At 70.3% G+C, this 23,281-nt stretch carries 28 protein-coding genes; 15 read left to right on the forward strand and 13 right to left on the reverse strand.

The genetic code is table 11. The features are described from left to right. From OC372_RS09070 to OC372_RS09080, 3 genes are all read left to right on the forward strand, one after another. Positions 1 to 793, forward strand: a 793-nt coding sequence (locus OC372_RS09070) for a CoA transferase subunit A (RefSeq protein ID WP_262001607.1), incomplete at its 5' end; no start/stop codon positions are given. Then, positions 790 to 1,539 carry a CoA-transferase subunit beta gene (locus OC372_RS09075; protein ID WP_262001608.1) on the forward strand — a complete coding sequence of 250 codons (750 nt, stop codon included), beginning with the start codon at positions 790 to 792 and terminating at the stop codon, positions 1,537 to 1,539. The genes OC372_RS09070 and OC372_RS09075, both read left to right, overlap by 4 nt. Beyond that, positions 1,536 to 2,609 carry an NAD(P)H-dependent flavin oxidoreductase gene (locus OC372_RS09080; RefSeq protein WP_029262110.1) on the forward strand — a complete coding sequence of 358 codons (1,074 nt, stop codon included), beginning with the start codon at positions 1,536 to 1,538 and terminating at the stop codon, positions 2,607 to 2,609. Before OC372_RS09075 ends, OC372_RS09080 begins: the two co-directional genes overlap by 4 nt. Before the next feature lie 19 nt (positions 2,610 to 2,628). Here the strand turns inward: OC372_RS09080 and OC372_RS09085 are convergent, their stop codons facing one another. From OC372_RS09085 to OC372_RS09105, 5 genes are all read right to left on the reverse strand, one after another. Then, positions 2,629 to 2,952 carry a hypothetical protein gene (locus OC372_RS09085; RefSeq protein ID WP_262001609.1) on the reverse strand — a complete coding sequence of 108 codons (324 nt, stop codon included), beginning with the start codon at positions 2,950 to 2,952 and terminating at the stop codon, positions 2,629 to 2,631. Further along, positions 2,953 to 3,390 carry a hypothetical protein gene (locus tag OC372_RS09090; protein ID WP_262001610.1) on the reverse strand — a complete coding sequence of 146 codons (438 nt, stop codon included), beginning with the start codon at positions 3,388 to 3,390 and terminating at the stop codon, positions 2,953 to 2,955. Between the two features lie 68 nt (positions 3,391 to 3,458). Further along, entirely contained in the window at positions 3,459 to 4,610 is a 1,152-nt protein-coding gene (locus OC372_RS09095) for an acetyl-CoA C-acetyltransferase (protein WP_262001611.1), read from the reverse strand. 20 nt (positions 4,611 to 4,630) lie between these two features. Further along, positions 4,631 to 5,419, reverse strand: a complete 789-nt coding sequence (locus OC372_RS09100) for an SDR family oxidoreductase (protein WP_262001612.1) — start codon at positions 5,417 to 5,419, stop codon at positions 4,631 to 4,633. Further along, a complete protein-coding gene (locus OC372_RS09105) occupies positions 5,416 to 6,582 on the reverse strand; it encodes an acyl-CoA dehydrogenase family protein (RefSeq protein ID WP_262001613.1) in 1,167 nt (388 codons plus the stop codon). The genes OC372_RS09100 and OC372_RS09105 overlap by 4 nt, the downstream gene beginning before the upstream one ends. 105 nt (positions 6,583 to 6,687) lie before the next feature. Here OC372_RS09105 and OC372_RS09110 point away from each other — a divergent pair, with 105 nt between their 5' ends. The 4 genes from OC372_RS09110 to OC372_RS09125 are packed head-to-tail and all read left to right on the forward strand — an operon-like array spanning position 6,688 to position 10,791. Beyond that, complete coding sequence (locus OC372_RS09110; protein ID WP_262001614.1) at positions 6,688 to 7,551, forward strand: enoyl-CoA hydratase; 864 nt, start codon at positions 6,688 to 6,690, stop codon at positions 7,549 to 7,551. Next, on the forward strand, positions 7,548 to 8,717 hold the full coding sequence (locus OC372_RS09115; RefSeq protein WP_262001615.1) for an acyl-CoA dehydrogenase family protein: 1,170 nt from the start codon (positions 7,548 to 7,550) through the stop codon (positions 8,715 to 8,717). Before OC372_RS09110 ends, OC372_RS09115 begins: the two co-directional genes overlap by 4 nt. Beyond that, entirely contained in the window at positions 8,717 to 9,682 is a 966-nt protein-coding gene (locus OC372_RS09120) for an acyl-CoA dehydrogenase family protein (protein WP_262001616.1), read from the forward strand. The genes OC372_RS09115 and OC372_RS09120 overlap by 1 nt, the downstream gene beginning before the upstream one ends. Continuing rightward, on the forward strand, positions 9,679 to 10,791 hold the full coding sequence (locus OC372_RS09125; protein WP_262001617.1) for an acyl-CoA dehydrogenase family protein: 1,113 nt from the start codon (positions 9,679 to 9,681) through the stop codon (positions 10,789 to 10,791). The genes OC372_RS09120 and OC372_RS09125 overlap by 4 nt, the downstream gene beginning before the upstream one ends. Before the next feature lie 10 nt (positions 10,792 to 10,801). Here the strand turns inward: OC372_RS09125 and OC372_RS09130 are convergent, their stop codons facing one another. The 3 genes from OC372_RS09130 to OC372_RS09140 are packed head-to-tail and all read right to left on the reverse strand — an operon-like array spanning position 10,802 to position 12,596. After that, the gene (locus OC372_RS09130) at positions 10,802 to 11,242 is read right to left on the reverse strand and encodes a nuclear transport factor 2 family protein (protein ID WP_029262102.1); all 441 of its coding nucleotides are present in this window, start codon (positions 11,240 to 11,242) and stop codon (positions 10,802 to 10,804) included. Then, positions 11,239 to 11,856 carry a gamma carbonic anhydrase family protein gene (locus tag OC372_RS09135; RefSeq protein WP_262001618.1) on the reverse strand — a complete coding sequence of 206 codons (618 nt, stop codon included), beginning with the start codon at positions 11,854 to 11,856 and terminating at the stop codon, positions 11,239 to 11,241. The genes OC372_RS09130 and OC372_RS09135 overlap by 4 nt, the downstream gene beginning before the upstream one ends. Next, positions 11,856 to 12,596, reverse strand: coding sequence for an SDR family NAD(P)-dependent oxidoreductase (locus OC372_RS09140; RefSeq protein ID WP_262001619.1), 741 nt, complete (start codon positions 12,594 to 12,596; stop codon positions 11,856 to 11,858). The genes OC372_RS09135 and OC372_RS09140 overlap by 1 nt, the downstream gene beginning before the upstream one ends. A 71-nt stretch (positions 12,597 to 12,667) precedes the next feature. Here OC372_RS09140 and OC372_RS09145 point away from each other — a divergent pair, with 71 nt between their 5' ends. After that, positions 12,668 to 13,105 carry a VOC family protein gene (locus OC372_RS09145; RefSeq protein WP_262001620.1) on the forward strand — a complete coding sequence of 146 codons (438 nt, stop codon included), beginning with the start codon at positions 12,668 to 12,670 and terminating at the stop codon, positions 13,103 to 13,105. On the opposite strand, the gene OC372_RS09150 is transcribed toward OC372_RS09145, so the two are convergent. Both OC372_RS09150 and OC372_RS09155 read right to left on the reverse strand, forming a co-directional pair. After that, the gene (locus tag OC372_RS09150) at positions 13,099 to 13,971 is read right to left on the reverse strand and encodes an aldo/keto reductase (protein WP_029262098.1); all 873 of its coding nucleotides are present in this window, start codon (positions 13,969 to 13,971) and stop codon (positions 13,099 to 13,101) included. The genes OC372_RS09145 and OC372_RS09150 overlap by 7 nt on opposite strands. Next, positions 13,971 to 14,693, reverse strand: coding sequence for an SDR family NAD(P)-dependent oxidoreductase (locus OC372_RS09155; RefSeq protein ID WP_197021045.1), 723 nt, complete (start codon positions 14,691 to 14,693; stop codon positions 13,971 to 13,973). Before OC372_RS09155 ends, OC372_RS09150 begins: the two co-directional genes overlap by 1 nt. Before the next feature lie 92 nt (positions 14,694 to 14,785). Here OC372_RS09155 and OC372_RS09160 point away from each other — a divergent pair, with 92 nt between their 5' ends. Both OC372_RS09160 and OC372_RS09165 read left to right on the forward strand, forming a co-directional pair. Next, positions 14,786 to 15,652, forward strand: a complete 867-nt coding sequence (locus tag OC372_RS09160) for a CoA transferase subunit A (protein WP_262001621.1) — start codon at positions 14,786 to 14,788, stop codon at positions 15,650 to 15,652. Next, complete coding sequence (locus tag OC372_RS09165) at positions 15,649 to 16,437, forward strand: CoA-transferase subunit beta (protein ID WP_262001622.1); 789 nt, start codon at positions 15,649 to 15,651, stop codon at positions 16,435 to 16,437. The genes OC372_RS09160 and OC372_RS09165 overlap by 4 nt, the downstream gene beginning before the upstream one ends. Positions 16,438 to 16,449: 12 nt before the next feature. On the opposite strand, the gene OC372_RS09170 is transcribed toward OC372_RS09165, so the two are convergent. Next, positions 16,450 to 17,061 carry a TetR/AcrR family transcriptional regulator gene (locus tag OC372_RS09170; RefSeq protein WP_029262094.1) on the reverse strand — a complete coding sequence of 204 codons (612 nt, stop codon included), beginning with the start codon at positions 17,059 to 17,061 and terminating at the stop codon, positions 16,450 to 16,452. A gap of 110 nt (positions 17,062 to 17,171) precedes the next feature. Here OC372_RS09170 and OC372_RS09175 point away from each other — a divergent pair, with 110 nt between their 5' ends. Both OC372_RS09175 and OC372_RS09180 read left to right on the forward strand, forming a co-directional pair. Further along, entirely contained in the window at positions 17,172 to 18,773 is a 1,602-nt protein-coding gene (locus OC372_RS09175; protein ID WP_262001623.1) for an AMP-binding protein, read from the forward strand. 73 nt (positions 18,774 to 18,846) lie between these two features. After that, positions 18,847 to 19,281, forward strand: a complete 435-nt coding sequence (locus OC372_RS09180; protein WP_262001624.1) for a hypothetical protein — start codon at positions 18,847 to 18,849, stop codon at positions 19,279 to 19,281. Between the two features lie 24 nt (positions 19,282 to 19,305). Here OC372_RS09180 and OC372_RS09185 read toward each other — a convergent pair whose 3' ends face one another. Beyond that, positions 19,306 to 20,526, reverse strand: a complete 1,221-nt coding sequence (locus OC372_RS09185; protein ID WP_262001625.1) for an acetyl-CoA C-acetyltransferase — start codon at positions 20,524 to 20,526, stop codon at positions 19,306 to 19,308. After that, entirely contained in the window at positions 20,523 to 21,341 is an 819-nt protein-coding gene (locus OC372_RS09190) for an SDR family oxidoreductase (protein WP_262001626.1), read from the reverse strand. The genes OC372_RS09185 and OC372_RS09190 overlap by 4 nt, the downstream gene beginning before the upstream one ends. A 73-nt stretch (positions 21,342 to 21,414) precedes the next feature. Between OC372_RS09190 and OC372_RS09195 the strand changes: the two genes are divergently transcribed. From OC372_RS09195 to OC372_RS09205, 3 genes are read left to right on the forward strand one after another with little or no spacing between them, the layout of a single operon-like run. Next, complete coding sequence (locus tag OC372_RS09195) at positions 21,415 to 22,248, forward strand: SDR family NAD(P)-dependent oxidoreductase (protein ID WP_262001627.1); 834 nt, start codon at positions 21,415 to 21,417, stop codon at positions 22,246 to 22,248. Next, the gene (locus OC372_RS09200; protein ID WP_262001628.1) at positions 22,245 to 22,784 is read left to right on the forward strand and encodes a nuclear transport factor 2 family protein; all 540 of its coding nucleotides are present in this window, start codon (positions 22,245 to 22,247) and stop codon (positions 22,782 to 22,784) included. The genes OC372_RS09195 and OC372_RS09200 overlap by 4 nt, the downstream gene beginning before the upstream one ends. Beyond that, complete coding sequence (locus OC372_RS09205; protein WP_262001629.1) at positions 22,781 to 23,266, forward strand: nuclear transport factor 2 family protein; 486 nt, start codon at positions 22,781 to 22,783, stop codon at positions 23,264 to 23,266. The genes OC372_RS09200 and OC372_RS09205 overlap by 4 nt, the downstream gene beginning before the upstream one ends. Positions 23,267 to 23,281: the final 15 nt, after the last annotated feature.

Raw genomic sequence — 23,281 nt, forward strand, 5'->3', positions numbered from 1 at the left:
GTGGGGCTCCCGCCGCAAGCCGATGGCGCTGGTGCGCCAGATCGTGCGGTCGGGCGCCCGCGACCTGCGCATCGTCAGCTTCGGCGGCCCCGACGTCGGCATCCTGTGCGCCACCGGGCAGGCGTCCGAGGTGGTGCACGGCTTCGTGTCACTCGACAGCATCGCGATCGATCCCCACTTCGCGGCCGCCCGCCAGTCCGGCTCCGTGCACAACGTCGAATACGACGAGGGGATGCTGGTCGCCGGGCTCCGGGCCGCCGCCCGGCGCCTGCCGTTCGAGGTCACCCGGTCGGGAGCGGGCTCCGACGCCGTGACCCGCAACCCGCACATCCGCACGATCACCTCGCCCTACGCCGACGCGGAGGTGCTGGTCGCGATGCCCGCCGTGCCCCTCGACCTCGCGCTGCTGCACCTCGACCGTGCGGATGCCGCGGGCACGGCGGTCTGCCTCGGACCCGACCTCTTCTTCGACGATCTGTTCGCGGGTGCGGCCGCCCGCACCGTCGTGAGCGTGGAAGCCGTGGTGGACACCGCCGACCTGCTCGCAGGTGCCGGACCCACGTCATCCGTCCTCGACCGCACGCTCACCGACCTGGTCGTGGCGTCGCCGGGCGGAGCCGGGTTCACGGCGCACCCTCCGCACGCCTCCCGCGACGAGCGGCTGCAACGGGCGTACGTCGAGGCCGCCGCGTCGCCCCACGCCTGGGCCGACTTCCGCGCCCGGTTCCTCGACGTCGACGATGACGCCTACCGCGCGGCCGTGGCCGCCTTCCACGCCGAGGCGGCATCATGACCGCCACCCGCGCCGAGGTCGCCGTCGTCGCCTGCAGCGACCTGTTCCGCGGGGCGGGCGCGATCCTCGCGAGCACGGTGGGCGTCGTCCCGACCATCGGCGCACGGCTCGCTCGGCTGACCCACGCGCCCGAGCTCCTGCTCAGCGACGGTGAGGCGACGCTGTATGCCGACACCCCGGCCGTCGACGAGCCCTTCCGCGAGCCGGAGGCGCCGTTCCCGTACGCGCGGCTGTTCGAGCTGATCGCCCGGGGTCGTCGGCACGTGGTCATGGGAGCAGCCCAGATCGACCGGCACGGGAACCAGAACCTCTCGGCGATCGGCGACCGTGACCGACCCACCCGGCAGCTGCTCGGTGCCCGCGCGGCGGCCACCAACACGGTCAACCACGCCACCAGCTATTGGATCGCCCGGCACGGTCCCCGCGTGTTCGTGGATCAGGTCGATGTGGTGACGGGGGTCGGTCCGGCTCGCGCGCGGGCGAACGGCGCCGACCGGTTCCAGGATCTTCGCCGCATCGTCACCGACCTCGCCGTGCTCGACTTCACCGGACCGGACGGTGCGGTCGCGCTCGCGAGCCTTCATCCGGGCGTGACACTCGACCGGGTCGTCGATGCCACCGACTTCCCCCTGCACATCCCCACCGGCGTCTCCGAGACCCGGCTTCCCACCGACGAAGAGCTCCGCCTCGTGCGCGAGCGACTGGACCCGCGCGCACTCCGCGACCGAGAGGTGACCGCATCATGACGACTCCCCCGCAACTCGCCACACCGCTCACGCGACTCACCGGCGTCGACCACCCGATCGTGCAGACCGGCATGGGGTGGGTCGCCGGAGCCCGCCTGGTCTCCGCCACTGCGGAAGCCGGCGCCCTCGGCATCCTCGCGTCGGCGACCATGACGTACGACGAGCTCGAGCGGCAGATCATCGAGGTCGCCGAGCGCACCGATCGCCCCTTCGGAGTGAACCTGCGTGCGGATGCCGGCGACGCGACCGAGCGTGTCGAGCTGTTGATCCGGCACGGGGTGAAGGTCGCGAGCTTCGCCCTCGCTCCCCGCCGCGAACTGATCGAACGCCTCAAGGACAACGGCGTGGTCGTGATCCCCTCGATCGGCGCGGTGCGTCATGCCGAGAAGGTGGCGGCGTGGGGCGCGGACGCGGTGATGGTCCAGGGCGGAGAGGGCGGCGGCCACACCGGCGCCGTACCCACCTCGATCCTGCTGCCCTCGGTGGTCGCCGCGGTCGACATCCCGGTGATCGCGGCCGGCGGTTTCCATGACGGCCGCGGCCTCGCCGCCGCACTCGCCTACGGTGCCGCGGGGGTGGGCATGGGCACCCGCTTCCTGCTCACGAGCGACAGTTCGGTGCCCGAGGCGATCAAGCAGCGTTACCTCGGCTTCGGTCTGGACGGCACCGTCGTGACGACCAAGGCCGACGGCATGCCGCACCGGCTGCTGCGCACCGAGTTCGTCGAAGGCCTCGAAGGCGGCAACGCTCTCACGCGACTCGGGCCGACGCTGCGGCGCTCCCTCGAGTTCAAGAAGATGTCGGGGCTGAGCTGGCCGCAGATGGTGAAGGATGCTGTCTCGATGAAGAAGGCGACCGGGCGCTCGTGGGCGCAGATGACCCTCGCCGCGAACACCCCGATGCTGCTCAAGGCCGGTCTCGTCGACGGGGACACCCACGCCGGGATGCTCGCGGCCGGTCAGGTGGTCGGCATGATCGACGACCTGCCCAGCTGCGAGGAGCTCGTCGACCGTGTGGTGCGGGACGCCGTCGCGCAGCTGCGCGCCGCGGCATCCTGCCTGATCGACTGAGCACGAACAGAGAGCTCGGCTAGCGGAAGTTCTTCGACGAGTCCGTCTCGTTGGAGTGACCCGGCGACGCGCTCGTGATGATGACACGGCCGGACCTTTTCGATTTCGGCATTTCGATGCCATCGACGAACACGGTCGCTGCATCGCCACGAAGCTGATAGCAGCGTGATGAATCGAATCGAGCGGGGTGCGCCGCCAAGTAGTCCCAGGCATCCGAGAGCGCATTCTTCGCGACGGCCTTCAGGTCGCTCCATCCACGCTCTGCGGCGGCGTTGCCGAAGATGATGTCGTACTCGTCCGCCTTCGTGGGTCGCGGGACCGAACTCCCGCGCTTACCCGCCATCTACGGGCGCTCGACGGGACGCGCCTCGGCAGGAAGCTCCACCGGCTCTGTCGGACGCATGCCCATCGCGTAGGCCGAGGCAGTCTCCTGCCACTCCTGTTGGGTGCGGAGGAGGCGCTCGAAGGACCCCAGCTCACTGGCCGCGTACACGAGTCGCTCGATCTCGGCGGCATACTCCTTCAGCTCTGAAGCGCTGAACTCGCTCGTCCACGCGAAAAGGTCCGACAGCGCCGCCTCGACGTCGCCCTTGTTCCGACCGATCGCACGGAGCACCTGGCTGGACAAAGACACCCCACTCTCGAGGACATCGATGTCACGCCCTCGAAGGATCACCAGGTCGTCGCCGTCACGACGGGTGATTCGAACCTGCCCCTCGTCGATGTGAGCGAGGACTACCTTGGGCTTTCGCAGGAGGTCGGTGAACGTGGCGGTACTCATAGTGATAGCGCACATCAGATAATTATCTGATGTTGGAGGCTGTCGGCATCATCCCTCCGACACCCGCGTCAGAGGCGCTCGATGATCGTGGCGTTCGCCAGACCGCCGCCCTCGCACATGACCTGCATGCCGTAGCGGCCGCCGGTGCGCTCCAGCTCGTTCAGCATCGTGGTCATCAGCCGGGTGCCGGTGGCTCCGATCGGATGCCCGAGCGCGATGCCGCCGCCGTTCACGTTGAGCTTCTCGCGCGGCACACCCGTCTCCTGCAGCCAGGCGAGCACGACCGAGGCGAAGGCCTCGTTGACCTCGAACAGGTCGATGTCGTCGAGCGTCATGCCCGAGCGCTCCATCGCGTAGGCCGTCGCGGGGATGGGCGCGGTGAGCATGAACACGGGACTGTCGCCACGCACCGACATGTGGTGGATGCGCGCCCGCGGGGTGAGGCCGTGGTCCTTCACGGCCTGCGCGCTCGCGATCAGCACCGCGCTGGAGGCGTCGCTGATCTGCGAGGCCACGGCCGCGGTCAGTCGCCCGCCCGGAGTCAGCGTCTGCAGGCCGGCCATGCGCTCGAGCGAGGTGTCGCGGCGCACACCCTCGTCGTGGTCGAGTCCGTTCAACGGGGCGATCTCGTTCGCGAAGCGGCCCTCGTCCTGGGCGACTGCCGCACGCTGGTGGCTCTCCAGCGCGAACTGCTCCATCTCCTCGCGGGAGATGTCCCACTTCTCGGCGATCATCTCGGCGCCGACGAACTGCGAGATCTCCTGGTCGGGGTAGCGTGCCTGCCAGCCGGGCGACTCGGCAAACGGCGTCGTGAACCCGTAGGCCTCTCCGGCGACCATGGCCGACGAGATCGGCAGCTGCGACATGTTCTGCAGCCCACCCGCGATCACCAGGTCGTTCACGCCGCTCATCACGGCCTGCGCGGCGAAGTGCACGGCCTGCTGGCTCGACCCGCACTGCCGGTCGATCGTGACACCCGGCACGTGCTCGGGGAAGCCGGCGACCAGCACGGCCGAGCGCCCGACGTTGCCGGACTGCCCGCCGATCGTGTCGGTCGCGCCGATGATGACGTCGTCGATGGCGCCGGGATCGATGCCCGTGCGCTCGACCAGCGCCTTGAGGCTGTGCGCCCCGAGGTCGGCCGGATGGATGCCCGAGAGCGAGCCGCCGCGCTTGCCGACCGGGGAACGGACCGCGTCAACGATGTATGCCTCTGCCATGTTCTTCCTTCTCTCTGAACTCACGCGTGCTGACTGCTGACGGCGACGACCTCGCCGGTCATATATGAGGAGTATGCGCTGGCGAGGAACACCATGACGTTGGCGACCTCCCAGGGTTCCGCCGCCCGCCCGAACGCCTCGCGGGCCTTGAGCTGCTCGAGCATCTCGGGAGAGGTGACCTTCTCCAGGAACGGATGCATCGCCAGGCTCGGCGAGACGGCGTTGACGCGGATGCCGTGCGGGGCGAGGTCCATCGCGGCACTGCGGGTGAGCGCCATCACCCCCGCCTTGGCTGCGGCATAGTGGGCCTGCTCGACCTGGGCGCGCCAGCCGATGACGGAGGCGTTGTTCACGATGACCCCCGCGGTACCGGCGGCGACCATGCGCCGGCCGACGGCGCGGATGCAGCGGAAGGTGCCGGTGAGCGTGACATCGAGGACCTTGCCCCACTGCTCGTCGGTCATGTCGAGGATCGAGACCGAGCCGCCCAGGCCCGCGTTGTTGATCATGACATCGATGGGCCCGCCCTCTTCCGCGAGGTCGAGGAAGGCGGTGATATGGTCCTCGACGGTCACGTCGCACACGGCCGTGCGCACGCGGTCCGCGCCGAAGCGGTCGCCGAGCTCCTGTTGCGTCTCGGCGAGGCGACCGGCGTGGGTGTCACCGAGCACGACGAGCGCAGCACCCTCCTCCAGGCAGCGGATCGCGGCGGCCTGGCCGATGCCGGCACCCGCGGCGGCGGTGATGACGATGCGCTTGCCGGCCAGAAGACCGTGGCCGGGAACGTACTCGGGGGCGGTGGAGCTCATGGGCGGGCCTCTCGGGGCAGGCCGAGCACGCGCTCGGCGATGACGTTGCGTTGGATCTCGTCCGAACCGCCGTAGATGGTGTCGGAACGACTGAACAGGAACAGGGTCTGCAGGTCGTCGAGCGCGTAGTCCGCCCCGACGAGGAGGGACGCGGGGCCGGCGACGTCCATCGCGAGCTCACCCAGCGAGCGGTGCCAGTTCGACCACAGCAGCTTCGTCACCGAGGCACTGTCGCCCTGCTCGCCACCCAGGGTGCGCAGGGCATGCTGGCGGATCACCTCGAGCTCCATCCGGGCGCGCACCAGCCGGTCGCGGAGCACGGCGTCGTCGATCGCGCCGGTTCGGGTGGCCGTGTCGATCACGGCATCCAGCTCGCGGCGGAACGCGATCTGCTGCGCGAGCGTCGAGACGCCGCGTTCGAAGCCGAGCGTCGCCATGGCGACCTTGAACCCGTTGCCCTCGCCGCCGACGACCAGGTCGACCGCGGTGCGGGCATCGTCGAAGAAGACCTCGTTGAACTCGCTGGTCGCGGTCAGCTGCAGGATCGGCCGCACCTCGACGCCCGGCTGACCCATCGGCACGAGCAGGTACGACAGCCCCTGGTGGCGGGCGGAGCCGGGTTCGGTACGCGCGATCACGAAGCACCAGTCGGCGTGCTGCGCGAGCGAGGTCCAGACCTTCTGTCCCGTGATCGACCATTCCTCGCCCACGCGCTGCGCCTTGGTCGACACCGCGGCGAGGTCGGACCCGGCGCCCGGCTCGGAGTATCCCTGGCACCAGAGCTCCTCGACCGCGACGATGCCCGGGAGGAAGCGGGCCTGCTGCTCGGGGGTGCCGTGGGCGATGAGGGTCGGTCCGAGCAGCTCCTCCCCGAGGTGGTTGACCCTGGCCGGAGCATCCGCTCTGGCGTACTCCTCATGGAAGATGACCTGCTGCGCGATGCTGAGCCCGCGGCCGCCGTGCTCGACGGGCCACGCGACGCACGTCCATCCGGCGGCGGCCATGTGGCGGTTCCATTCGAGCCGTGCCTCGAAGTCCTCGTGCTCACGTCCGGAGCCTCCGCGGCCGCGCAGATCGGCGAAGCGGCCGGTGAGGTTCTCGTCCAGCCATCCGCGGATCTCGGCACGGAACCGCTCATCCGCGTCGTGCTGCGTCGCGTCCATCTGTGCTCCTCATCGAGTCGTGGTCTTCGGCTTGCCGTTCACGTATAGTATCAATAAACCAAGCGATTGTTTGGTTGACTGCTGGAGTTCAGAGAGGAACCCGTCATGACCGTCGAATCCGCCGACGCCGTGGTCACCTACGAGGTGCGCGGGTCGACAGCGATCATCCGATTGAACCGCCCTCAGTATCGCAACGCGCAGAACTCCCGGGTCACCTATGCGCTCGACGCCGCCTTCACCCGCGCCGTCGACGACGACGCCGTCAAAGTCATCGTGCTCGGCGGCAACGGCACGCACTTCTGCGCGGGTCACGACATCGGCACCCCCGAGCGCGACATCGACCGGAGCTTCGAACGCAAGGCCGTCATCTGGTGGGACCACGTGGGCGCCCAGGGCGTCGACTCCCGCTTCGCACGCGAGTCCGAGGTGTACCTCGGCATGTGCCGGCGCTGGCGCGAGATCCCCAAGCCGGTCATCGCGATGGTGCAGGGCGCGTGCATCGCCGGCGGTCTCATGCTCGCCTGGTCGTGCGACTTCATCATCGCCGCCGACGATGCCTTCTTCCAGGACCCTGTGGTGTCGATGGGCATCCCCGGCGTCGAGTTCTTCGCGCACCCGTGGGTGACCAATCCCCGCGCCGCGAAGGAGATGCTCTACACCGGAGACCGGATGCCGGCCGCCCGCGCGCACGAGCTCGGCATGGTGAACCACGTCGTTCCCCTCGACGAGCTCGAGGAGCGGACCCTCGAGATCGCGGAGCGCATCGGACGGATGCCGCGCCTCGGACTCGCTCTGACCAAGAAGGCCGTGAACCAGGCCGAAGACCTGCAGGGGATGCGGGCCGGAATGGACTCGGTGTTCGGTCTGCATCACGCCGCACACGCGCACAACGCCGAGGTCGGCGGCGACTCCCTCGGCGGGGTCGACGTGCGCTCGATCAAAGCCGACACGAAGGGGGCCACGCCGTGAACCTCGACCTGACCTCCGAGCAGCAGGCGTTCGCCGCAGAGGCACGTGCCTGGCTCGCAGAGAACGTCCCGCCGACCCCGCTGCCCTCGATGGACACCGAGGCCGGCTTCGCCGCGCACCGGGAGTGGGAGGCGACGCTCGCCGCCGGCCGATGGTCGGTCGTGTCCTGGCCGGAGCAGTACGGCGGCCGCGACGTCGGCATCACCGAGTGGGTGCTCTTCGAGGAGGAGTACTACCGCGCCGGCGCCCCCACACGCGTCGCGCAGAACGGCATCTCCCTGCTCGCGCCGATCCTCTTCGAGCACGGCACCCCCGAGCAGCACGAGCGGTTCCTCGGCCCGATGACCGACGGCTCGCTGATCTGGGCGCAGGCCTGGTCGGAGCCGGGAGCCGGCAGCGACCTGGCCGCGATCCGCAGCACCGCCCGCCGCGATGAGGCCCGTGGGGGCTGGGTGCTGAACGGTCAGAAGATCTGGAGCTCGCGAGCGGTCTGGGCCGATCGCGGCTTCGGGCTCTTCCGCTCCGACCCCGAAGCCCTGCGGCACCACGGGCTCACCTACTTCCTGTTCCCGATGGATGCCGAGGGAATCACCGTGCGGGCGATCGCGCAGCTCGACGGGACCACCGGCTTCGCGGAGATCTTCTTCGACGACGTGTTCGTGCCCGATGCCGACGTGCTGGGGGCTCCCGGCGACGGCTGGCGCGTGGCGATGAGCACCGCAGGGAACGAGCGCGGCCTCTCGCTGCGCGCGCCCGGCCGTTTCCTCGCCGCGACCGAGCGTCTGATCGCCCTGCAGTCCGCACACGGGACGGTGTCGGAAGACGACGCCGTGGTCGATGCGTGGATCGGCGCGGAGGCGTACCGGCTCTTCACGTGGCAGACCGTCAGCACCCTGCTCGAGGGCGGATCCGTCGGCGCCGAGGGCAGCATCAACAAGGTGTTCTGGTCCGAGCTCGACGTGCACATCCACGAGACCGCCCTGCGCATCCTCGGCCCCGAGGGCGAGCTGCGGGGCGCGTCCGCCGTCGACGGCGGACGCTGGGTCGACGACTACCAGTTCTCTCTCGCCGGCCCCATCTACGCGGGGACGAACGAGGTCCAGCGCAACATCATCGCGGAGCGGATCCTCGGACTCCCCCGCGGCGGAGACGGAAGGCGCGCATGATGCGGTTCCTGCCCACCGAAGAACAGGTCGCGTTCGCCGAGGCCATCGATGAGATCGTCGACGGGGCCGGCGGCGCGGATGTGGCCCGCAGCTGGGCCGACGGCGACACCGCCCCGGGCCTCGCCCTGTGGGAGCAGTTCGCCGAGCTCGGCCTGCTCGGGTTGCGGGTGAGCGAGGACGCGGGCGGCTTCGGCGGAACGCTGAGCGACCTCGTCGTCGTCTTCGAGCGTCTCGGGTACCACGGTGTTCCCGGGCCGTACCTCGAGACGGTCGCCCTGCTGCCCGCCCTGGTCGACGACGACACGAGGGCCGACCTCGCCGCCGGAGCCATCGCGACCGCCGCGGTCGACGGCACGGCCCCGGCTGCCCTCGACGCGACCATCGCATCGCACCGGTACCTCGTGCGCGACGGTGCCCTGCATCGCGGCGAGATCGGAGAGGAGCTGACCTCGGTCGCCCCGACCCGGCGTCTCGCCCGCCTCACCCCGACCGGCGACGCGACACCCCTCGGCCCCGGCGCGCTGGAGGCGGCTCTCAACGAGGCGAGCCTCGCCGCCGCAGCCACTCTGGTCGGCGCCGGAGAGCGGATGCTGGCGGAAGCGGTGTCGTACGCGAAGGTGCGTGAGCAGTTCGGCCGCCCGATCGGCGAGTTCCAGGCGCTCAAGCACCAGCTCGCGGATGTGCGCATCGCCCTGAGCTTCGCCCGTCCGCTCGTGTGGAACGCCGCCCTGCGTGCCGACGAACCCGACGAGGATCGGGCGATATCGGCCGCGAAGGTCGCCGCGGGTGATGCCGCGCTGCTCGCCGCCCGCACCTCGCTGCAGGTGCACGGGGCGATCGGCTACACCGCCGAGCACACCCTGCGCATCTGGCTCGGCCTCGCCCCGGCATTGTCTGCAGCCTGGGGCACCCCGGCGTTCCACCGGGCACGGATCGCCCGCGATATCCTCCCGAAGGAGCGATGATGTCATTCGAACCCGATGAGGATCAGCAGGAGCTGGTGGCCCTGGTGCGCGGCATCCTGAGCCAGCGTGCCGACAGCGCGGCGACCCGTCGTGCCATAGCGAGCACCGAGCGCTTCGACACCGACCTGTGGCGCCTGCTGTGCGAGGAGATCGGCATCGCCGGCATGGCGATCCCCGAGGAGTTCGGCGGCGCGGACTTCACTCTCCGTGAGGCGCAGCTCGTGTTGGAGGAGATCGGCTACTCGCTCGCCCCCTCCCCGTATCTCGGCTCGGTCGCGATCGCGGCGCAGGCGATCCTGGCCACCGGCGACGCGGATGCCGCCGCCCGGCTGCTCCCCGGCATCGCCGAGGGATCATCGTCAGCCGCTCTCGCCTGGGCCGCTCCCGACGGACGCTTCGCCCCGGAGCGGGTCGACATCCACGCCGAGGACCGCGAGGGCTGGCAGCTCAGCGGCGCGAGCGGGTTCGTCCTCGACGGTGCCACCGCCGACGTGCTGCTCGTGGTCGCTCAGACCTCCGACGGCCCGCGCCTGTTCGAGGTGATCGACACCGAGGCCGTGGTCCGTGAGGACACTCCGACCATGGACCAGACCCTGCGCCTGGGCACGCTGCGCTTCGACGCGGTCGCAGCGCGACCCCTCGGAGCCGTCGACCCGGGCGTCCTGGAGACCGTGCGTGCGCTCGCGCTCGCGGCGATCAGCGCGGTACAGGCGGGAACCGCCGCGCGTGCCCTCGACGAGACCGTGGCATACGCGAAGCAGCGGGTGCAGTTCGGACGCGCGATCGGGTCGTTCCAGGCGATCAAGCACCGCCTGGCGGACATGCACGTGCAAATGGAGGTCGCACGCACCGCGTCGCGCGCAGCATCAGATGCTCTCGCCACCGGAGCCGCCGACCGCTTCGAGCTCGCGACCATCGCGAAGGCGACGTGCTCCGAGGCGCTCGAACACGTCGCCGCCGAGACGATCCAGCTGCACGGCGGCATCGCGATCACGTGGGAGCACGACGCGCACCTGATCTTCAAGCGCGCGCACTCCCTCGGCCGGCTCTTCGGCACCGCTCGCGAGCAGCGCGATCACGCGGAGGACTGGGCGCTCGCGACGGCCTGAGAGTCGCGGGTCAGCGCCGGAGCGGAGCGGACTCGGTCCAATCGGTGTACTTGCGGCGTTCCTGGAAGAACCAGCGCCCCTCCCGCCGCACGAGGGTGTCCTCGTAGCGGTCGGCGAGCGTGAAGCGCATCCGCCCCTCCGCCGTCTCGCGGACGTGATGGGACATGCAGGAGGTGTGCGCCCGGGCCGACTCCCCGTCGATCTCGACGTCGCTCGGCGAGAGCACGTGGCTGGTCACGACGAAGGCCGCGAGGGTGTCGAAGGCCGCGATCAGCTGCTCGCGGCCTTCCGGCGACTCCGCGGGTTCGTCCGCCCGGGGACGGAACATCAGCATCCGTCCGTCCGGTGTGAACAGGTCGGCCATCTCCCCCGAGCGTCGCTGATCGGCGAGCCGACCGTAACGGGCGATCGTGTGCGTGATCGCGAGCCAGTCGTCGAAGGTCTCGTTCACGCGGGCTCCTCCGCCCGCTTCCGGTGCAGCGGCGTCGCGGCGTCCGGCGACCAGGAGGTGCGGCGTCGGTCCGGTTCGGCGGCGGAGAGCGGCTCGACCGGATGCAGGGTCTCGCGGCTGCGACGCGCGAGATCCTGGTAGATCCGCACCCCGTTGCGCTTCCACGCCAGGGCTTGTTCGTCGAGCGGCCCGACGACGCGGGCCGGAGCACCGAGCGCTTTCGACCCCGGCGGGATCACCGTGCCCGCGGTCACGACGGCGCCCGCCCCCAGCAGCGCGTCCGCACCGATCTCGGCACCGTCGAGCACCGTCGCTCCGATGCCGATGAGCGCGAACGATCCGATGCGGCAGCCGTGCAGCACCGCCCCGTGTCCGACATGACTGTTCGGCTCCAGCACGGCGTCCGCACCGGGGAAGGCGTGGATCACGCACGAGTCCTGCACGTTCGACCCCTCGCCGACGACGATGCGCCCGAAATCGCCGCGCAGGCTCGCGAACGGTCCGATGTAGCAGCCGGGCCCGATGATCACGTCGCCGATCAGGCTGGCCGTCTCGTGCACGAACGCGGTCGGATCGACGACCGGCACGACCCCGTCGAAGGCGTAACTGGGCATCAGGCGACCTGACCGCCGTCGATGATGAAGTCCTGCCCGGTGCAGTAGCTGCTCGCCGAGCTGGCGAGGTAGGCGACGAGGTTCGAGATCTCCTCCGGTCGACCGGCACGCGGGATCGGGATGCGCGAGATGAAGCCGACGCCGGCGCGGGTGTCCTCGGTGATCATGGGGGTGTCGACCGCGCCGGGGCACACGGTGTTCACACGGATACCGCTGCCGCCGAGCTCCCGGGCGAGCGCGCGGGATACCCCGCGCAGCCCCCACTTCGAGGCGGAGTAGGGGACGCGGTTCGCGTAGCCGGCGACGCCGGCGGTGGAGGCGATGTTGACGATGGACGCCCCCTCGCCCATGAGGGGCAGCAGCGCCTGCACCCCCAGCATCGGCCCGATCAGGTTCACATCGAGCGTGAGGCGGATGACGCGCTCCGAGGTCTCGGCGAGCGGCCCCTCCGGGCAGAAGCCGGCGTTGTTGACGAGCACGTCGACGCGCCCGAACCTCTTCTGCGCCGCATCGGCCACCTGCGACCACGCGTCCGCCGAGGAGACGTCGTGCGCGAGACCGATCGCGCGGTCCCCATAGGCCGCGGCGACCTCGGCGACGGCCGCGCCGTCGAGGTCCGTGAGCACCAGGTCGGCGCCGAGATCATGGAACAGCGCGGCGTGCGCGCGCCCCTGACCGCCGGCGGCTCCGGTGATCACGGCGACGCGGCCGGTGAGGTCGATGACGGGCGTTGCTTTCATGGGTTTCCTCCGCGATAGTTATCAAACAAGCATTTGGTTGTCTAGCGTGCGATTGAGAAGAGGGAGACGGGATGCCCCGGCTGCACCACATCGGCATCACGGTCAGCGACACCGTCGCGGCGACGGCGTTCTATCGAGCCGCGACCGAAGGCGAGGCCATCGGCCCACTCGCCAAGAGCGGGCCCGCGGTCGAAGCGGCGACGGGGTATCCGGGCGTCGAGATCCTGCTGACCTTCATCCGACTGGCCGACGGCGTGTTCCTGGAGCTCGCCGAGTACCGCGGCGCGGACGCCCCGCGCATCGACCCCGACAACGGACACATCGGCGCAGCGCACCCGGCCATCGTGGTGCCCGACATCGAGGCGAGCCTCGCCCGCCTGGCCGCCCTCGGACACCGCCCGCTGTCGCAGATCATGACCGCGACGGCCGGGCCGCTCGAGGGCTACCGGTACGTGTACGTGCTCGGCCCCGATGACGTGCGGGTCGAGCTGTTGCAGGAACCTCACTGACCCTCCCCCGACTGCCCGTCGAGCAGGAGCAGATCGTCGCCGTCGAGTACGAGATCGGCGGACGCCGCGGAGTCGCGGACGCTCTCCGGACGACTCGCCCCGGGAATCGGGATCAGCACCGGCGATCGCGACAGCAGCCACGCCAGCGCCACCCTCTGCGGGCTCACGCCGTGCCGTTCGGCTACCACGGCCACCGCGGCCGCCGCACCGCCGAGGCCTTTCGCCGCCCGCATGCCGCCCAGCGGCCCCCAGGCGAGGAACGCCAGGCCGTGCTCCTCGCACCGGCGCAGCACCTCATCGCCGGAACGCTCGAGCACCGAGTACTCGTTCTGCACGCTGACCAATGCCGCACCGACCACGCGCTTCGCGACGTCGAGCTGCGCACTGTCCACATTGGAGACCCCGACACGCACGACCACGCCGTCGTCGACGAGTCGGCGCATCGCGCCCATCGACTCCTCGAACGGCACCTTCACATCGGGGCGATGGTGCTGATAGAGCGGGAGGGCGTCGAGGCCGAGGCGCTGCGCCGAAGCACGGGCAGCGGCGGCGAGATGCTCCGGCGAACCGTCGACCCACCACGTCGCCGCCGGCCCCCGCGTGTGCCCGCCCTTGGTCGCGACGACCACACGGTCGAGGGCATCGGGACGCTGCCGCAGAGCCGCGATCAGAGCCCGCTCGTTCACCCCCATCTCTCCCGTCGGACCGTAGGAGTCAGCGGTGTCGAACAGGGTGATCCCGGCATCCAGAGCCGCGTGCACGGCTCGGACACCGCGCTCGATGTCGGCGTCCGGAAGCTGGGTGAGGGTCATGGCCCCCATCCCGATCGCCGAGACGCGCAGGTCGCCGATCGTGCGGACCGGCATCACCGCCCCACGACCGTCCACCCGCCGTCGACCGGAAGACACTGGCCGATCACGTGCGTGGCGTCGCACAGCATCCACACGATCGCGCCGGCGATGTCGGCCGGGTCCGCGAGCCGTCCTCGTGGCGTGCGCTTCTCGACGGCTTCGAGGTCGTATCCGCCGTCGACCATGTCCTGCACCATCGGGGTCAGCGTGTGGCCGGGGGCGACCGCGTTGACCCGCACGCCCCGCGGCGCCCACTCGACGGCGAGGTTCTCCATCAACTGACGCTCCGCGGCCTTCGCCGGGCCGTAGTCCACCTGGTTCGCCCAGCCGCGGTAGGCGGTGGTCGACGACACCATCACGATCGACGCCGGAGCACCGTCGAGGCGCCGCACCATCGCGCGCGACACGGCGAGCGTCCCCACGACGTGCACGTCGTACAGCAGGCGGAGCCGGTCGAGATCCATCTCCAGCGCCGGCACGAACGCGCCACGGATGCCGTGGCAGGCGACGAGCCCGGCGACCGGGCCGAGCGCCCATGCCGCGTCCATCTCCGCTTCGACGGCGGTCTCGTCACGGACGTCCACGATCCGCGTCTCCACCTCTGCTCGTGCGCTCGGCGCGAGGTCGAAGACGGTGACCCGGCACCCGCGAGCGAGGAGCAGGTCCACCACGGCGGCGCCGATCCCGCTGGCACCGCCGGTCACCACCACGTGCTCTGCCATCGACTGTGCGGTCATGCGCACCTCCCTCGCTGTTCGTCCTCCCGGGCATGCTACTGTGATTCCCAAACAAGCGCTAGGTTTAGCGCCGGTCACGCGAAGGAGCGGGGATGTCGGACAAGCGGGTGAGCATCGAGGAGGCGGTCGCCACCATCGAGAGCGGGATGACGATCGGCATCGGCGGCTGGGGGTCCCGGCGCAAGCCGATGGCCCTGGTGCGCGAGATCCTCCGACGCGACATCACCGACCTCACCGTGGTGGCGTTCGGCGGCCCCGACGTCGGCCTCCTCGCCGCCGCCGGACGCATCCGCCGCCTCGTGTACGGCTTCGTCTCCCTGGACAGCATTCCGCTCGATCCACTGTTCACCCGGACCAGGGAGCGCGGCGGGTTGGAGATCGAGGAGTACGACGAGGGCATGTTCGTGGCGGGCCTGCGCGCAGCGAATGCCCGGCTCGACTTCCTGCCCATCCGCGCGGGCCTCGGCGCCGACGTGCTCCCGGCCAACCCGCGCCTGCGCACGGTGCGCTCGCCCTACTCCGACGCCGAGTACGTGGCGATGCCGGCCCTCCCGCTCGACGTCGCGCTCGTGCACGTGAACCGGGCCGACGAACAGGGGAACGCCCAATACCTGGGGCCCGACCCCTACTTCGACGATCTGTTCGCGATGGCGGCCGAGCGCACCATCGTCTCCGCCGAGAAGGTCGTCCCGACCTCGGCGCTGCTCGATGAGGGCTCGTTCCACACGCTGCTCTTCAGCCGCATCTACGCCTCGGCCGTCGTCGAAGCGCCGCGCGGTGCGCACTTCACCACGTGCGCGCCCGACTACGACCGCGACGAAGCGTTCCAGAAGCACTACGCCGCCTCCGCCAAGGACCCCGATGCCTGGGCCGAGTTCGAGCAGACGTTCCTGCAGACCGACGAGGCCGGCTACCACGCCGCCGTCGCCCGTTTCCACGCCGACCGAGGAGAGTCATGACCACCGACACCACCACCGCGGGCATCGCCTCTGCGACGGCCGGAGCGACGAACGCCGAGATCTGCATCGCGGCCTGCGCCGACACGTACCGGGAGTCGGGCGAGATCCTCGCGCACGCGGTCGGCATCATCCCCGCGCTGGGTGCGCGGCTGGCGAAGCTCACCACCGCCCCCGATCTCGTCCTCAGCGACGGGGAGGCGTTCTTCCTGAGCGGCCCGCCGCAGCCGGGCGACCCGGAGGCCCCGCAGCCGACGATCGAGGGGTGGGCGCCGTTCCGGCGCATCTTCGACATCCTCGCCACCGGCCGACGTCAGAGCATGATGGGCGCGAGTCAGATCGACCGGTTCGGCAACCAGAACATCTCGCTCATCGGCGACTGGGCCCGCCCCACCCGTCAGCTCATCGGAGTGCGCGGGGCACCGGGCAACACCGCGAACCACCGCGTGGACTACTGGATCTCACGCCACAGCACGCGCGTGTTCGTCCCCGCCGTCGACATGGTCTCGGGCGTCGGCAACGACCGCGCACGCGAGGCCGGCCTCGATCATCACCACCTCGGCGTGATCGTGACGAACCTCGCCGTGCTCGGGTACGACGACGAAGGCGCCCTCACCGTACTCTCCGTCCACCCCGGCGTCGACCCACAGTCCGTGGCGGACAGCACGGGGTTCCCCCTCGACGCGTCGGACGCGCCACTCACGCGCACACCGGATGCCGAGGAGCTGCGACTGATCCGCGAAGTCCTCGACCCGCGCGGCACCCGCACCCGCGAAGTCGCGGACTGACGCGGAATCCACTCAGTCGGCGAGGAGGCCCTTGTGGAGCAGATCCAGGAAGTTGTCGGTCAGGGTCGACGCGGTGTGCCCGCGCCCCGGCCGGTACCACGCGACGGTCGACCACACCGCGTCGCGGATGAAGCGGTAGGCGATGGGGGCGTCGATCGAATCGCGGAAGACGCCGACCTTCTGCCCCTCGGTGATCTGCGCCAGCCAGAGCGCCTCGATGCGCTCGCTGTTCTCGCCGAGGAACTCGAAGCCGGGCTGACGGGCGAGGAACGACAGCTCGTTCTGGTACAGGCCGACCGCGTCGGGCTGGCTCTCGATCGTCGCGAAGGCGTGTGCGATGAGCTTGTCGAGGATGTCACGGGGGCTTCCCCCCTCGGCCACGATCTCTTCGAAGCGGCCCAGCAGGCCCGCCATGAAACTGTGGAGGATCTCCTGCAGGATCGCTTCCTTGGAGGAGAAGTGGTGGTAGAGACTGCCGGACAGGATGCCCGCCTCATCGGCGATGTCTCGGACCGTCGTGGCGGAGTATCCGCGCTTGGCGATCAGGCGCGCGGCGATCGAGATGATCTGGTCGCGGCGTTCGGAGCTCTGCTCCTGCCGGCCCCCGCTTTTGGTCGTTGCCATTGCTGCTCCTTCACAGAGAATCTCACAAGCGCTTGTTCAAGTGTGCCGCATGTGAGCGTTTTCCCGAAACATCCACTCGGAGTGTACGCATGATATTGGAAAGGACGTCCATGACAGTCTCGGAAGCCACGACAGTGCCCGCCCTCCTCGCGGAGATGGCAGCTCTCGGCGACCATCCGGCCATCGTCGACGGCGACGTGGTCATCGGCTACGCCGAGTTGCAGGACCGGGCGCGCTCCGTCGCCCGCGCCTACCTCGCACAGGGCATCGAGCCGGGCGACCGCATCGGCCTGTGGGCGCCGAACCGACACGAGTTCATCCTGGCGATGCTCGGGGCTCAGCTGGTCGGCATCGCGGTCGTGCCCCTGAACACGCGCTTCACCGGCCATGAAGCCGCGGAGATCCTCGCGCGATCCCGCGCCACCGGCCTGGTCGTCGCCGACGGATTCCTCGGGAAGCCGTACAGCTCCCTGCTCCGCAGCGCCGCAGCCGAGCGCGCAGGCGACGGTCCGATCTTCCCCGGCCTCCCCCACCTGCACACCGCCGTGACCATCGACGGCGCAGGCGGCGACGGCCTCCTCTCCTGGTCGGACTTCCTCGCGGCGGGATCCGCGGTCACCGACGACCGCGTGACGGCCGCCGCGGAGGCCGTCACCCCGGACGACATCATGGACGTGCTCTTCACCTCGGGCACCACCGGGATCCCCAAGGGCGTGCTCAGCGCGCACCGCCAGACGCTCTCCGTGGCACGCGCCTGGGGACTCGGCGCACGACTCACGCCCGACGACCGTTATGCGGTGGTCAACCCGTTCTTCCACGGGTTCGGCTACAAAGCCGGGATGATCACCTCGCTGATGGCGGGGACCACGATCTACCCGCTGGCGGTGTTCGATGCCGATCAGCTGCTCGAACTCGTGCAGTCCGAGCGCATCAGCGTGCTGCCCGGCGTACCGACGATCTTCACCTCGCTGCTCGACCACCCGCGGCTTCGGGAGTACGACCTGTCGTCGCTGCGGTTCGCGATCGCGGGGGCCACGGCGGCCCCCGCCACACTCTTCCACGACATGGTGAACACACTCGGGTTCGAGACCGTCGCCCAGGCATACGGGCTCACCGAGTGCGTGGTGGCCACCCTCTCCCGCCCCGGCGAGTCCCTCGAGCACACGGCGCAGACCACGGGTCCCGCTGTCGACGGGGTCGAGATCCGCGTGGTGGACGAGGACGGTCAGGATGCCGGGCTCGACACCGACGGCGAGATCCTGCTCCGCGGACCCAACGTCATGCTCGGCTACTTCGAGGATCAGGCGGCAACGGACGCCGTGCTCGATGCGGACGGCTGGTTCCACACCGGCGACGTCGGCCGTCTGGACGAGCACGGCTGCCTGAAGATCACCGACCGGCTGAAGGACATGTTCATCGTCGGCGGTTTCAACGTCTACCCGGCCGAGGTCGAGAACGCCCTGCGCAAGCATCCGGCGGTGAACGAGTCGGCCGTGATCGGGGTGGACGATCACCGCCTCGGCACGGTCGGCCGCGCCTACGTCCTGCTGCTGCACAACGCCACGCCGCGACCGGATGCCGCCGATCTCGAGGCCTTCTGTCGCACCCACCTGGCGAACTTCAAGGTGCCGCGCGAGTTCGTCTTCGTCGAGGACTTCCCCCGCAACGCCACCGGCAAGATCCTGAAGTCTGAGCTCCGCTCGCACGTCTGAGCGGTGGGCGTTTAGCCGAAGGTCCCTATCCCGATAGCCTTAAGTCGAAGGCCAAAATGGGGATGGGGACGATATGGACGAGCAGCGCACGTCGACAGGGATCACGCGGCGATCGGTGGTGCGCGCGGCGGCATGGTCGGCGCCCGTGATCGCCGCCGCCATCGCCACACCGCTCGCGGCGGCCTCCGGCGCCGCCGCCCTGACCGTGCAGCCCTCGCCCGCGACCGTCACGGGTGCAGATTTCGCGTGGCCGGGGGCGACCGTCACGAACACCGGGACGACACCGCTGACCGTCACCTGGTCGGTCGACGTGGCCCCTGTGCTCGAGTCGCTCTCGGGCCCGCTCACCGGCACGGTGACGATCCCGCCCGGCTCTTCCGAACTGGTCGCCGCCGGCATCACCGGCTACTACGTCGCGGCCGCCTGGGCGACGACGCTGACACTCACCCTGCTCGGCGACGGCGCCCCGCGCACCTCCACCGTGACGTTCCAGGCCGAGGAGCAGTAGCCCGCGCCCGCCGGACGGCGTGCGTCAGCTCAGACGCTCGAGCACCATGGCCATGCCCTGGCCGCCGGCGGTGCACATCGTCTCGACGGCGAACTGCTCGTCGCGCTCGCGGAGCGCGTTGATCGCGGTCGTGGTGATGCGGGCACCGGTCATGCCGTAGGGGTGACCGAGGGCGATCGCGCCGCCGTTCACATTCACGCGGTCGGGGTCGATGCCGATGTCGGCGACCGAGGGAATCACCTGCGCGGCGAACGCCTCGTTGATCTCGAGGATGTCGATGTCCCCGATCGACATACGGGCGTGGGCGAGCGCGCGCTCCACCGCCTGCACCGGCCCGAGGCCCATGATCTCGGCCGACAGTGCCGACACCCCGGTCGACACCACACGGGCGAGCGGGGTGAGCCCGAGCTCGGCGGCGCGGGTGTCGCTCATGATCACGAGCGCGGCCGCGCCGTCGTTGAGCGGGCAGCAGTTCGCCGCGGTCACCGTGCCGTGCGGGCGGAACACCGGCTGCATGCCGCTGATGCCCTCCAGCGTGACGCCCGTTCGGGGGCCGTCGTCCTTCGTCACGAGCGTGCCGTCGGCGAGACGCACCGGGGTGATGTCGGTCCCCCAGAAGCCGCGGGCGCCGGCGGCCTCGGCGCGGTTCTGGCTGAGCACCGCCCATTCATCCTGCTCGCGACGGGACACGCCGCGGAAGGAGGCCACATTCTCGGCGGTCTCCCCCATCGCGATGTAGATGTCCTCGAGCTCTCCCCGCTCGAGCGGATCCGACCATACGAAGTCGGGGTTCTGCGCGTCGCGCGCCGTGCGGGCCGCAGCATCCGCCCACCGCGGGTTCTTGGTGTCCGGCATGCCGTCGGACTTGCCGGAGCCGAACTGCGACACCGCCTCCACCCCGGCCGAGACGAACACGTCGCCCTCGCCGGCCTTGATCGCATGGAACGCCATCCGCGTCGTCTGCAGCGACGATGCGCAGTAGCGGTTGACCGTGGTGCCGGGCACCGCGTCCCAGCCGAGCTGCAGCGCCAGCATCCGTCCGATGTTGTATCCCTGCTGGCCTGCCGGCTGCGCACAGCCCACCATCAGGTCGACGATCTCGTCCGGGTTCAGGCCGGGCACCGCCTCGACGGCCGCGCGCACCATCTGCACGGCGAGGTCGTCACCGCGCATGTCCTTCAGGCTGCCCTTGAACGCGCGTCCGATGGGCGAGCGCACCGCGGAGACGATGACGGCTTCGGTCATGATGAGGATCCTCCAGTGATGTCGAGGCGGTCGGCCTGCTGCACGATGTCCGCGTTCGGGGTGTGGCTCAGGAAAGCGGGCCATTCGCCGCCACCGTCCACGGGGATGACGGCGCCGGTGATGTGCGCCGACAGGGGTGAGGCGAGCATGACGCAGACGTTGCCGAGCTCCTGCGGCGAGGCCAGTCGCCCCCGCGGGATGGTCCGTGCGATCTCCGCGTACTGCTCCGGTGTGCCGTAGTGGTCGACCGCGCTCTCGGTGTGCACCAGGCCGCTGCTGATCGCGTTGACGCGGATCTCCGGCGCCCATTCGACCGCGAGGCTGCGGGTCAGGCTCTCCAGCGCCGCCTTCGCCGCGCCGTACACGGCCGTGCCGGGGCTGGGGCGGCGGGCGCTGATCGAGGTGATGTTGATCACGCTGCCGGATGCGGCACGCAACGCGGGGAACGCCGCTCTCGTGGCGACCGCGGCGGAGAGGAAGTTGATCTCGGTGATGGCCTGGAAGTACCTCGGCGACCCGGCTTCGAATCGGCCGAACGGCGAGCCGCCGACGTTGTTGACGAGCACGTCGAGGCGTCCGTGGCGTTCCGCGACGCCCGCGATCCAGGCCTCGTTCTGAGCGGCGTCGCGCACATCGACCGGACGGAAGGATGCCGCGCGCCCGTCGCGCTCCGGCAGGGTCGTCGGCTCGGAGCGACCGCAGAACTCGACGTCGGCACCCGCATCGAGGAACGCCTCGACCACGCCACGGCCCACACCTCGAGCACCGCCGGTGACCGCGACGACCTTCCCCGCGAAATCCATGACCAGGCTCACTCCGCCTCCTCCGAGCGCGGCGCTCCGATGCGCCGACCTGTCCATGCTACCAACCAAATGCTAGGTTTGTTGCATGAGTCACGATGACGTCCCTCTGCAGCATCCCCGCACCATCGTGGTCACCGGCGGCGCCCTCGGCATCGGCGGCGGGATCAGCCGACGCTTCGCCGCCGACGGCGACCACGTCCTGCTCGTCGACATCGATGCGGATGCCGCCGCACGCACGGCCGCCGACATCGAGGCGACCGGCGGCCGCTGCACCGTGCTCGTCGGCGACATCACCGAAGACGACACGGTCGCCCGCCTCGCGGCCAGGGTCGAGAGCGAACACGGACACGCCGACGTGCTCGTCAACAACGTCGGCGACTACCGCCCGGCGAAGTCGTTCTTCGCCAAGAGCCCGCCCGACCAGTGGCGGCGCCTGCACGAGCTCAACCTCTGGCACGTCTTCGCCGTGACGCACGCGCTCCTGCCGGGGATGATCGCGGCCGGCGGCGGCAGCATCGTCAACGTCTCCACGGTCGAGGCGTTCCGCGGCATCCCCGGCAACGCCGTGTACTCGGCGTACAACGCCGGCGTCTCCGCTTTCACGAAGAGCCTCGCCGTCGAACTCGGGCCCTCCGCCATCCGGGTCAACGCCATCGCCCCCGACCTCGCCGACACCGCGCAGACCCCGGCCGAGCTCATGCTGGCCGGCCGCGACCCCGCGCTGCTGCGATCCTGGCTTCCCGCCGGACGCTTCGGGACACCCGAGGACTTCGCGGGAGTGGTGGCCTTCCTCGCCTCGCGCGACGCTGCGTTCATCACGGGTCACACGATCCCCGTCGACGGCGGAACACTGGCCGCAGCCGGCTGGTACGGCAAGGCATCCGGTCGCGGCTGGACGAACATGCCGGATCAGGCATGAACACGCTCGCCGAGCTCATGGACCGTCAGCAGATCCACGACCTGGTCCTGCGCTACTGCTCGGCCGTCGACCGCGCCGACTACGCGGCGGTCCGCAGCGTCTATGCGCGAGACGGCGTCGACCACCACACCGGCTTCTCCGGAACGGCCGACGACTACGTGGCCTGGCTGCGCGAGCGGACGGCCGTGTTCGACGGCACCATGCACCTCGTCGGGAACCACCGGGTCGAGCTCCACGGCGATCATGCCTTCGCCGAGACGTACGGCACGGCCGTGCACTGGGGTACGCCGTCCGACGACGAGTCCCTCAACTTCACGAGCGGCTTCCGCTACCTCGATCATGTCCGCCGCGACCCCGACGGCTGGCGCATCGTCGAGCGCACCGCCGTGCGCGAATGGACCCGCTCGGATGCCGGGAGACTGCGTGAGCCGGAGGGCGACGGACCACGGGGCCGTCGCGGACCCGACGACCCCGCGACGGCCTGGCGGCAGCGCGTGCGCCGCGCTGCCGCAGCGCCCAGGAAGGAGAGATCATGACACGGAGCATCGAACAGCGCCTGCGGGCACTGGAGGACCGACTGGAGATCATCGAGCTGGAGGCGACCTACGCGCGCGCCTTCGACGAGCGCGACGGCGACACGTGGAGCAGCCTCTTCACCGAGGACGGCATCTACCAGTCGCGGGCTGTCGGGGAGGCGCCGCCGCTGACCTTCGTGCAAGGCCGCCCGGCGCTCCACGCGTTCTGCGCCGACGCTGCCTTCGCCGGCATCCACTTCCTGCATCTGCCGCAGCTCGCGTTCGACGGCGACCGCGCGACGGCCCGCATCCACCTGGAATTCCATGGCGACTACGCCGAGGATGCCGGTGCCCCACGGCTCGTGATGCGCGGCTTCTACGACGTGGCCTACCGACGCGAGGAGGGCCGCTGGCTCATCGCCCGTCGGGTGACGACGGCCTTCGCCCGCAGCCAGGACACGGCGCTCGGCTACCCCGCCGCATCCGCCCTCCCGGCGGCCTGACCCTCCGGCGTCGAC

This window comes from Microbacterium sp. Mcb102 (assembly GCF_024519805.1).
In the GTDB taxonomy this organism is placed as follows: domain Bacteria; phylum Actinomycetota; class Actinomycetes; order Actinomycetales; family Microbacteriaceae; genus Microbacterium.

Bases quoted from the DNA above. Each gene is read 5' to 3' on its own strand.
- OC372_RS09125 (WP_262001617.1), top strand. From the start codon at position 9,679: ATGATGTCATTCGAACCCGATGAGGATCAGCAGGAGCTGGTGGCCCTG.
- OC372_RS09095 (WP_262001611.1), bottom strand. From the start codon at position 4,610: ATGGCAGAGGCATACATCGTTGACGCGGTCCGTTCCCCGGTCGGCAAG.
- OC372_RS09195 (WP_262001627.1), top strand. From the start codon at position 21,415: ATGAGTCACGATGACGTCCCTCTGCAGCATCCCCGCACCATCGTGGTC.
- OC372_RS09120 (WP_262001616.1), top strand. From the start codon at position 8,717: ATGCGGTTCCTGCCCACCGAAGAACAGGTCGCGTTCGCCGAGGCCATC.
- OC372_RS09175 (WP_262001623.1), top strand. From the start codon at position 17,172: ATGACAGTCTCGGAAGCCACGACAGTGCCCGCCCTCCTCGCGGAGATG.
- OC372_RS09205 (WP_262001629.1), top strand. From the start codon at position 22,781: ATGACACGGAGCATCGAACAGCGCCTGCGGGCACTGGAGGACCGACTG.
- OC372_RS09140 (WP_262001619.1), bottom strand. From the start codon at position 12,596: ATGAAAGCAACGCCCGTCATCGACCTCACCGGCCGCGTCGCCGTGATC.
- OC372_RS09110 (WP_262001614.1), top strand. From the start codon at position 6,688: ATGACCGTCGAATCCGCCGACGCCGTGGTCACCTACGAGGTGCGCGGG.
- OC372_RS09100 (WP_262001612.1), bottom strand. From the start codon at position 5,419: ATGAGCTCCACCGCCCCCGAGTACGTTCCCGGCCACGGTCTTCTGGCC.
- OC372_RS09155 (WP_197021045.1), bottom strand. From the start codon at position 14,693: ATGACCGCACAGTCGATGGCAGAGCACGTGGTGGTGACCGGCGGTGCC.
- OC372_RS09160 (WP_262001621.1), top strand. From the start codon at position 14,786: ATGTCGGACAAGCGGGTGAGCATCGAGGAGGCGGTCGCCACCATCGAG.
- OC372_RS09105 (WP_262001613.1), bottom strand. From the start codon at position 6,582: ATGGACGCGACGCAGCACGACGCGGATGAGCGGTTCCGTGCCGAGATC.
- OC372_RS09075 (WP_262001608.1), top strand. From the start codon at position 790: ATGACCGCCACCCGCGCCGAGGTCGCCGTCGTCGCCTGCAGCGACCTG.
- OC372_RS09090 (WP_262001610.1), bottom strand. From the start codon at position 3,390: ATGAGTACCGCCACGTTCACCGACCTCCTGCGAAAGCCCAAGGTAGTC.
- OC372_RS09145 (WP_262001620.1), top strand. From the start codon at position 12,668: ATGCCCCGGCTGCACCACATCGGCATCACGGTCAGCGACACCGTCGCG.
- OC372_RS09085 (WP_262001609.1), bottom strand. From the start codon at position 2,952: ATGGCGGGTAAGCGCGGGAGTTCGGTCCCGCGACCCACGAAGGCGGAC.
- OC372_RS09080 (WP_029262110.1), top strand. From the start codon at position 1,536: ATGACGACTCCCCCGCAACTCGCCACACCGCTCACGCGACTCACCGGC.
- OC372_RS09170 (WP_029262094.1), bottom strand. From the start codon at position 17,061: ATGGCAACGACCAAAAGCGGGGGCCGGCAGGAGCAGAGCTCCGAACGC.
- OC372_RS09135 (WP_262001618.1), bottom strand. From the start codon at position 11,856: ATGCCCAGTTACGCCTTCGACGGGGTCGTGCCGGTCGTCGATCCGACC.
- OC372_RS09150 (WP_029262098.1), bottom strand. From the start codon at position 13,971: ATGCCGGTCCGCACGATCGGCGACCTGCGCGTCTCGGCGATCGGGATG.
- OC372_RS09200 (WP_262001628.1), top strand. From the start codon at position 22,245: ATGAACACGCTCGCCGAGCTCATGGACCGTCAGCAGATCCACGACCTG.
- OC372_RS09180 (WP_262001624.1), top strand. From the start codon at position 18,847: ATGGACGAGCAGCGCACGTCGACAGGGATCACGCGGCGATCGGTGGTG.
- OC372_RS09185 (WP_262001625.1), bottom strand. From the start codon at position 20,526: ATGACCGAAGCCGTCATCGTCTCCGCGGTGCGCTCGCCCATCGGACGC.
- OC372_RS09165 (WP_262001622.1), top strand. From the start codon at position 15,649: ATGACCACCGACACCACCACCGCGGGCATCGCCTCTGCGACGGCCGGA.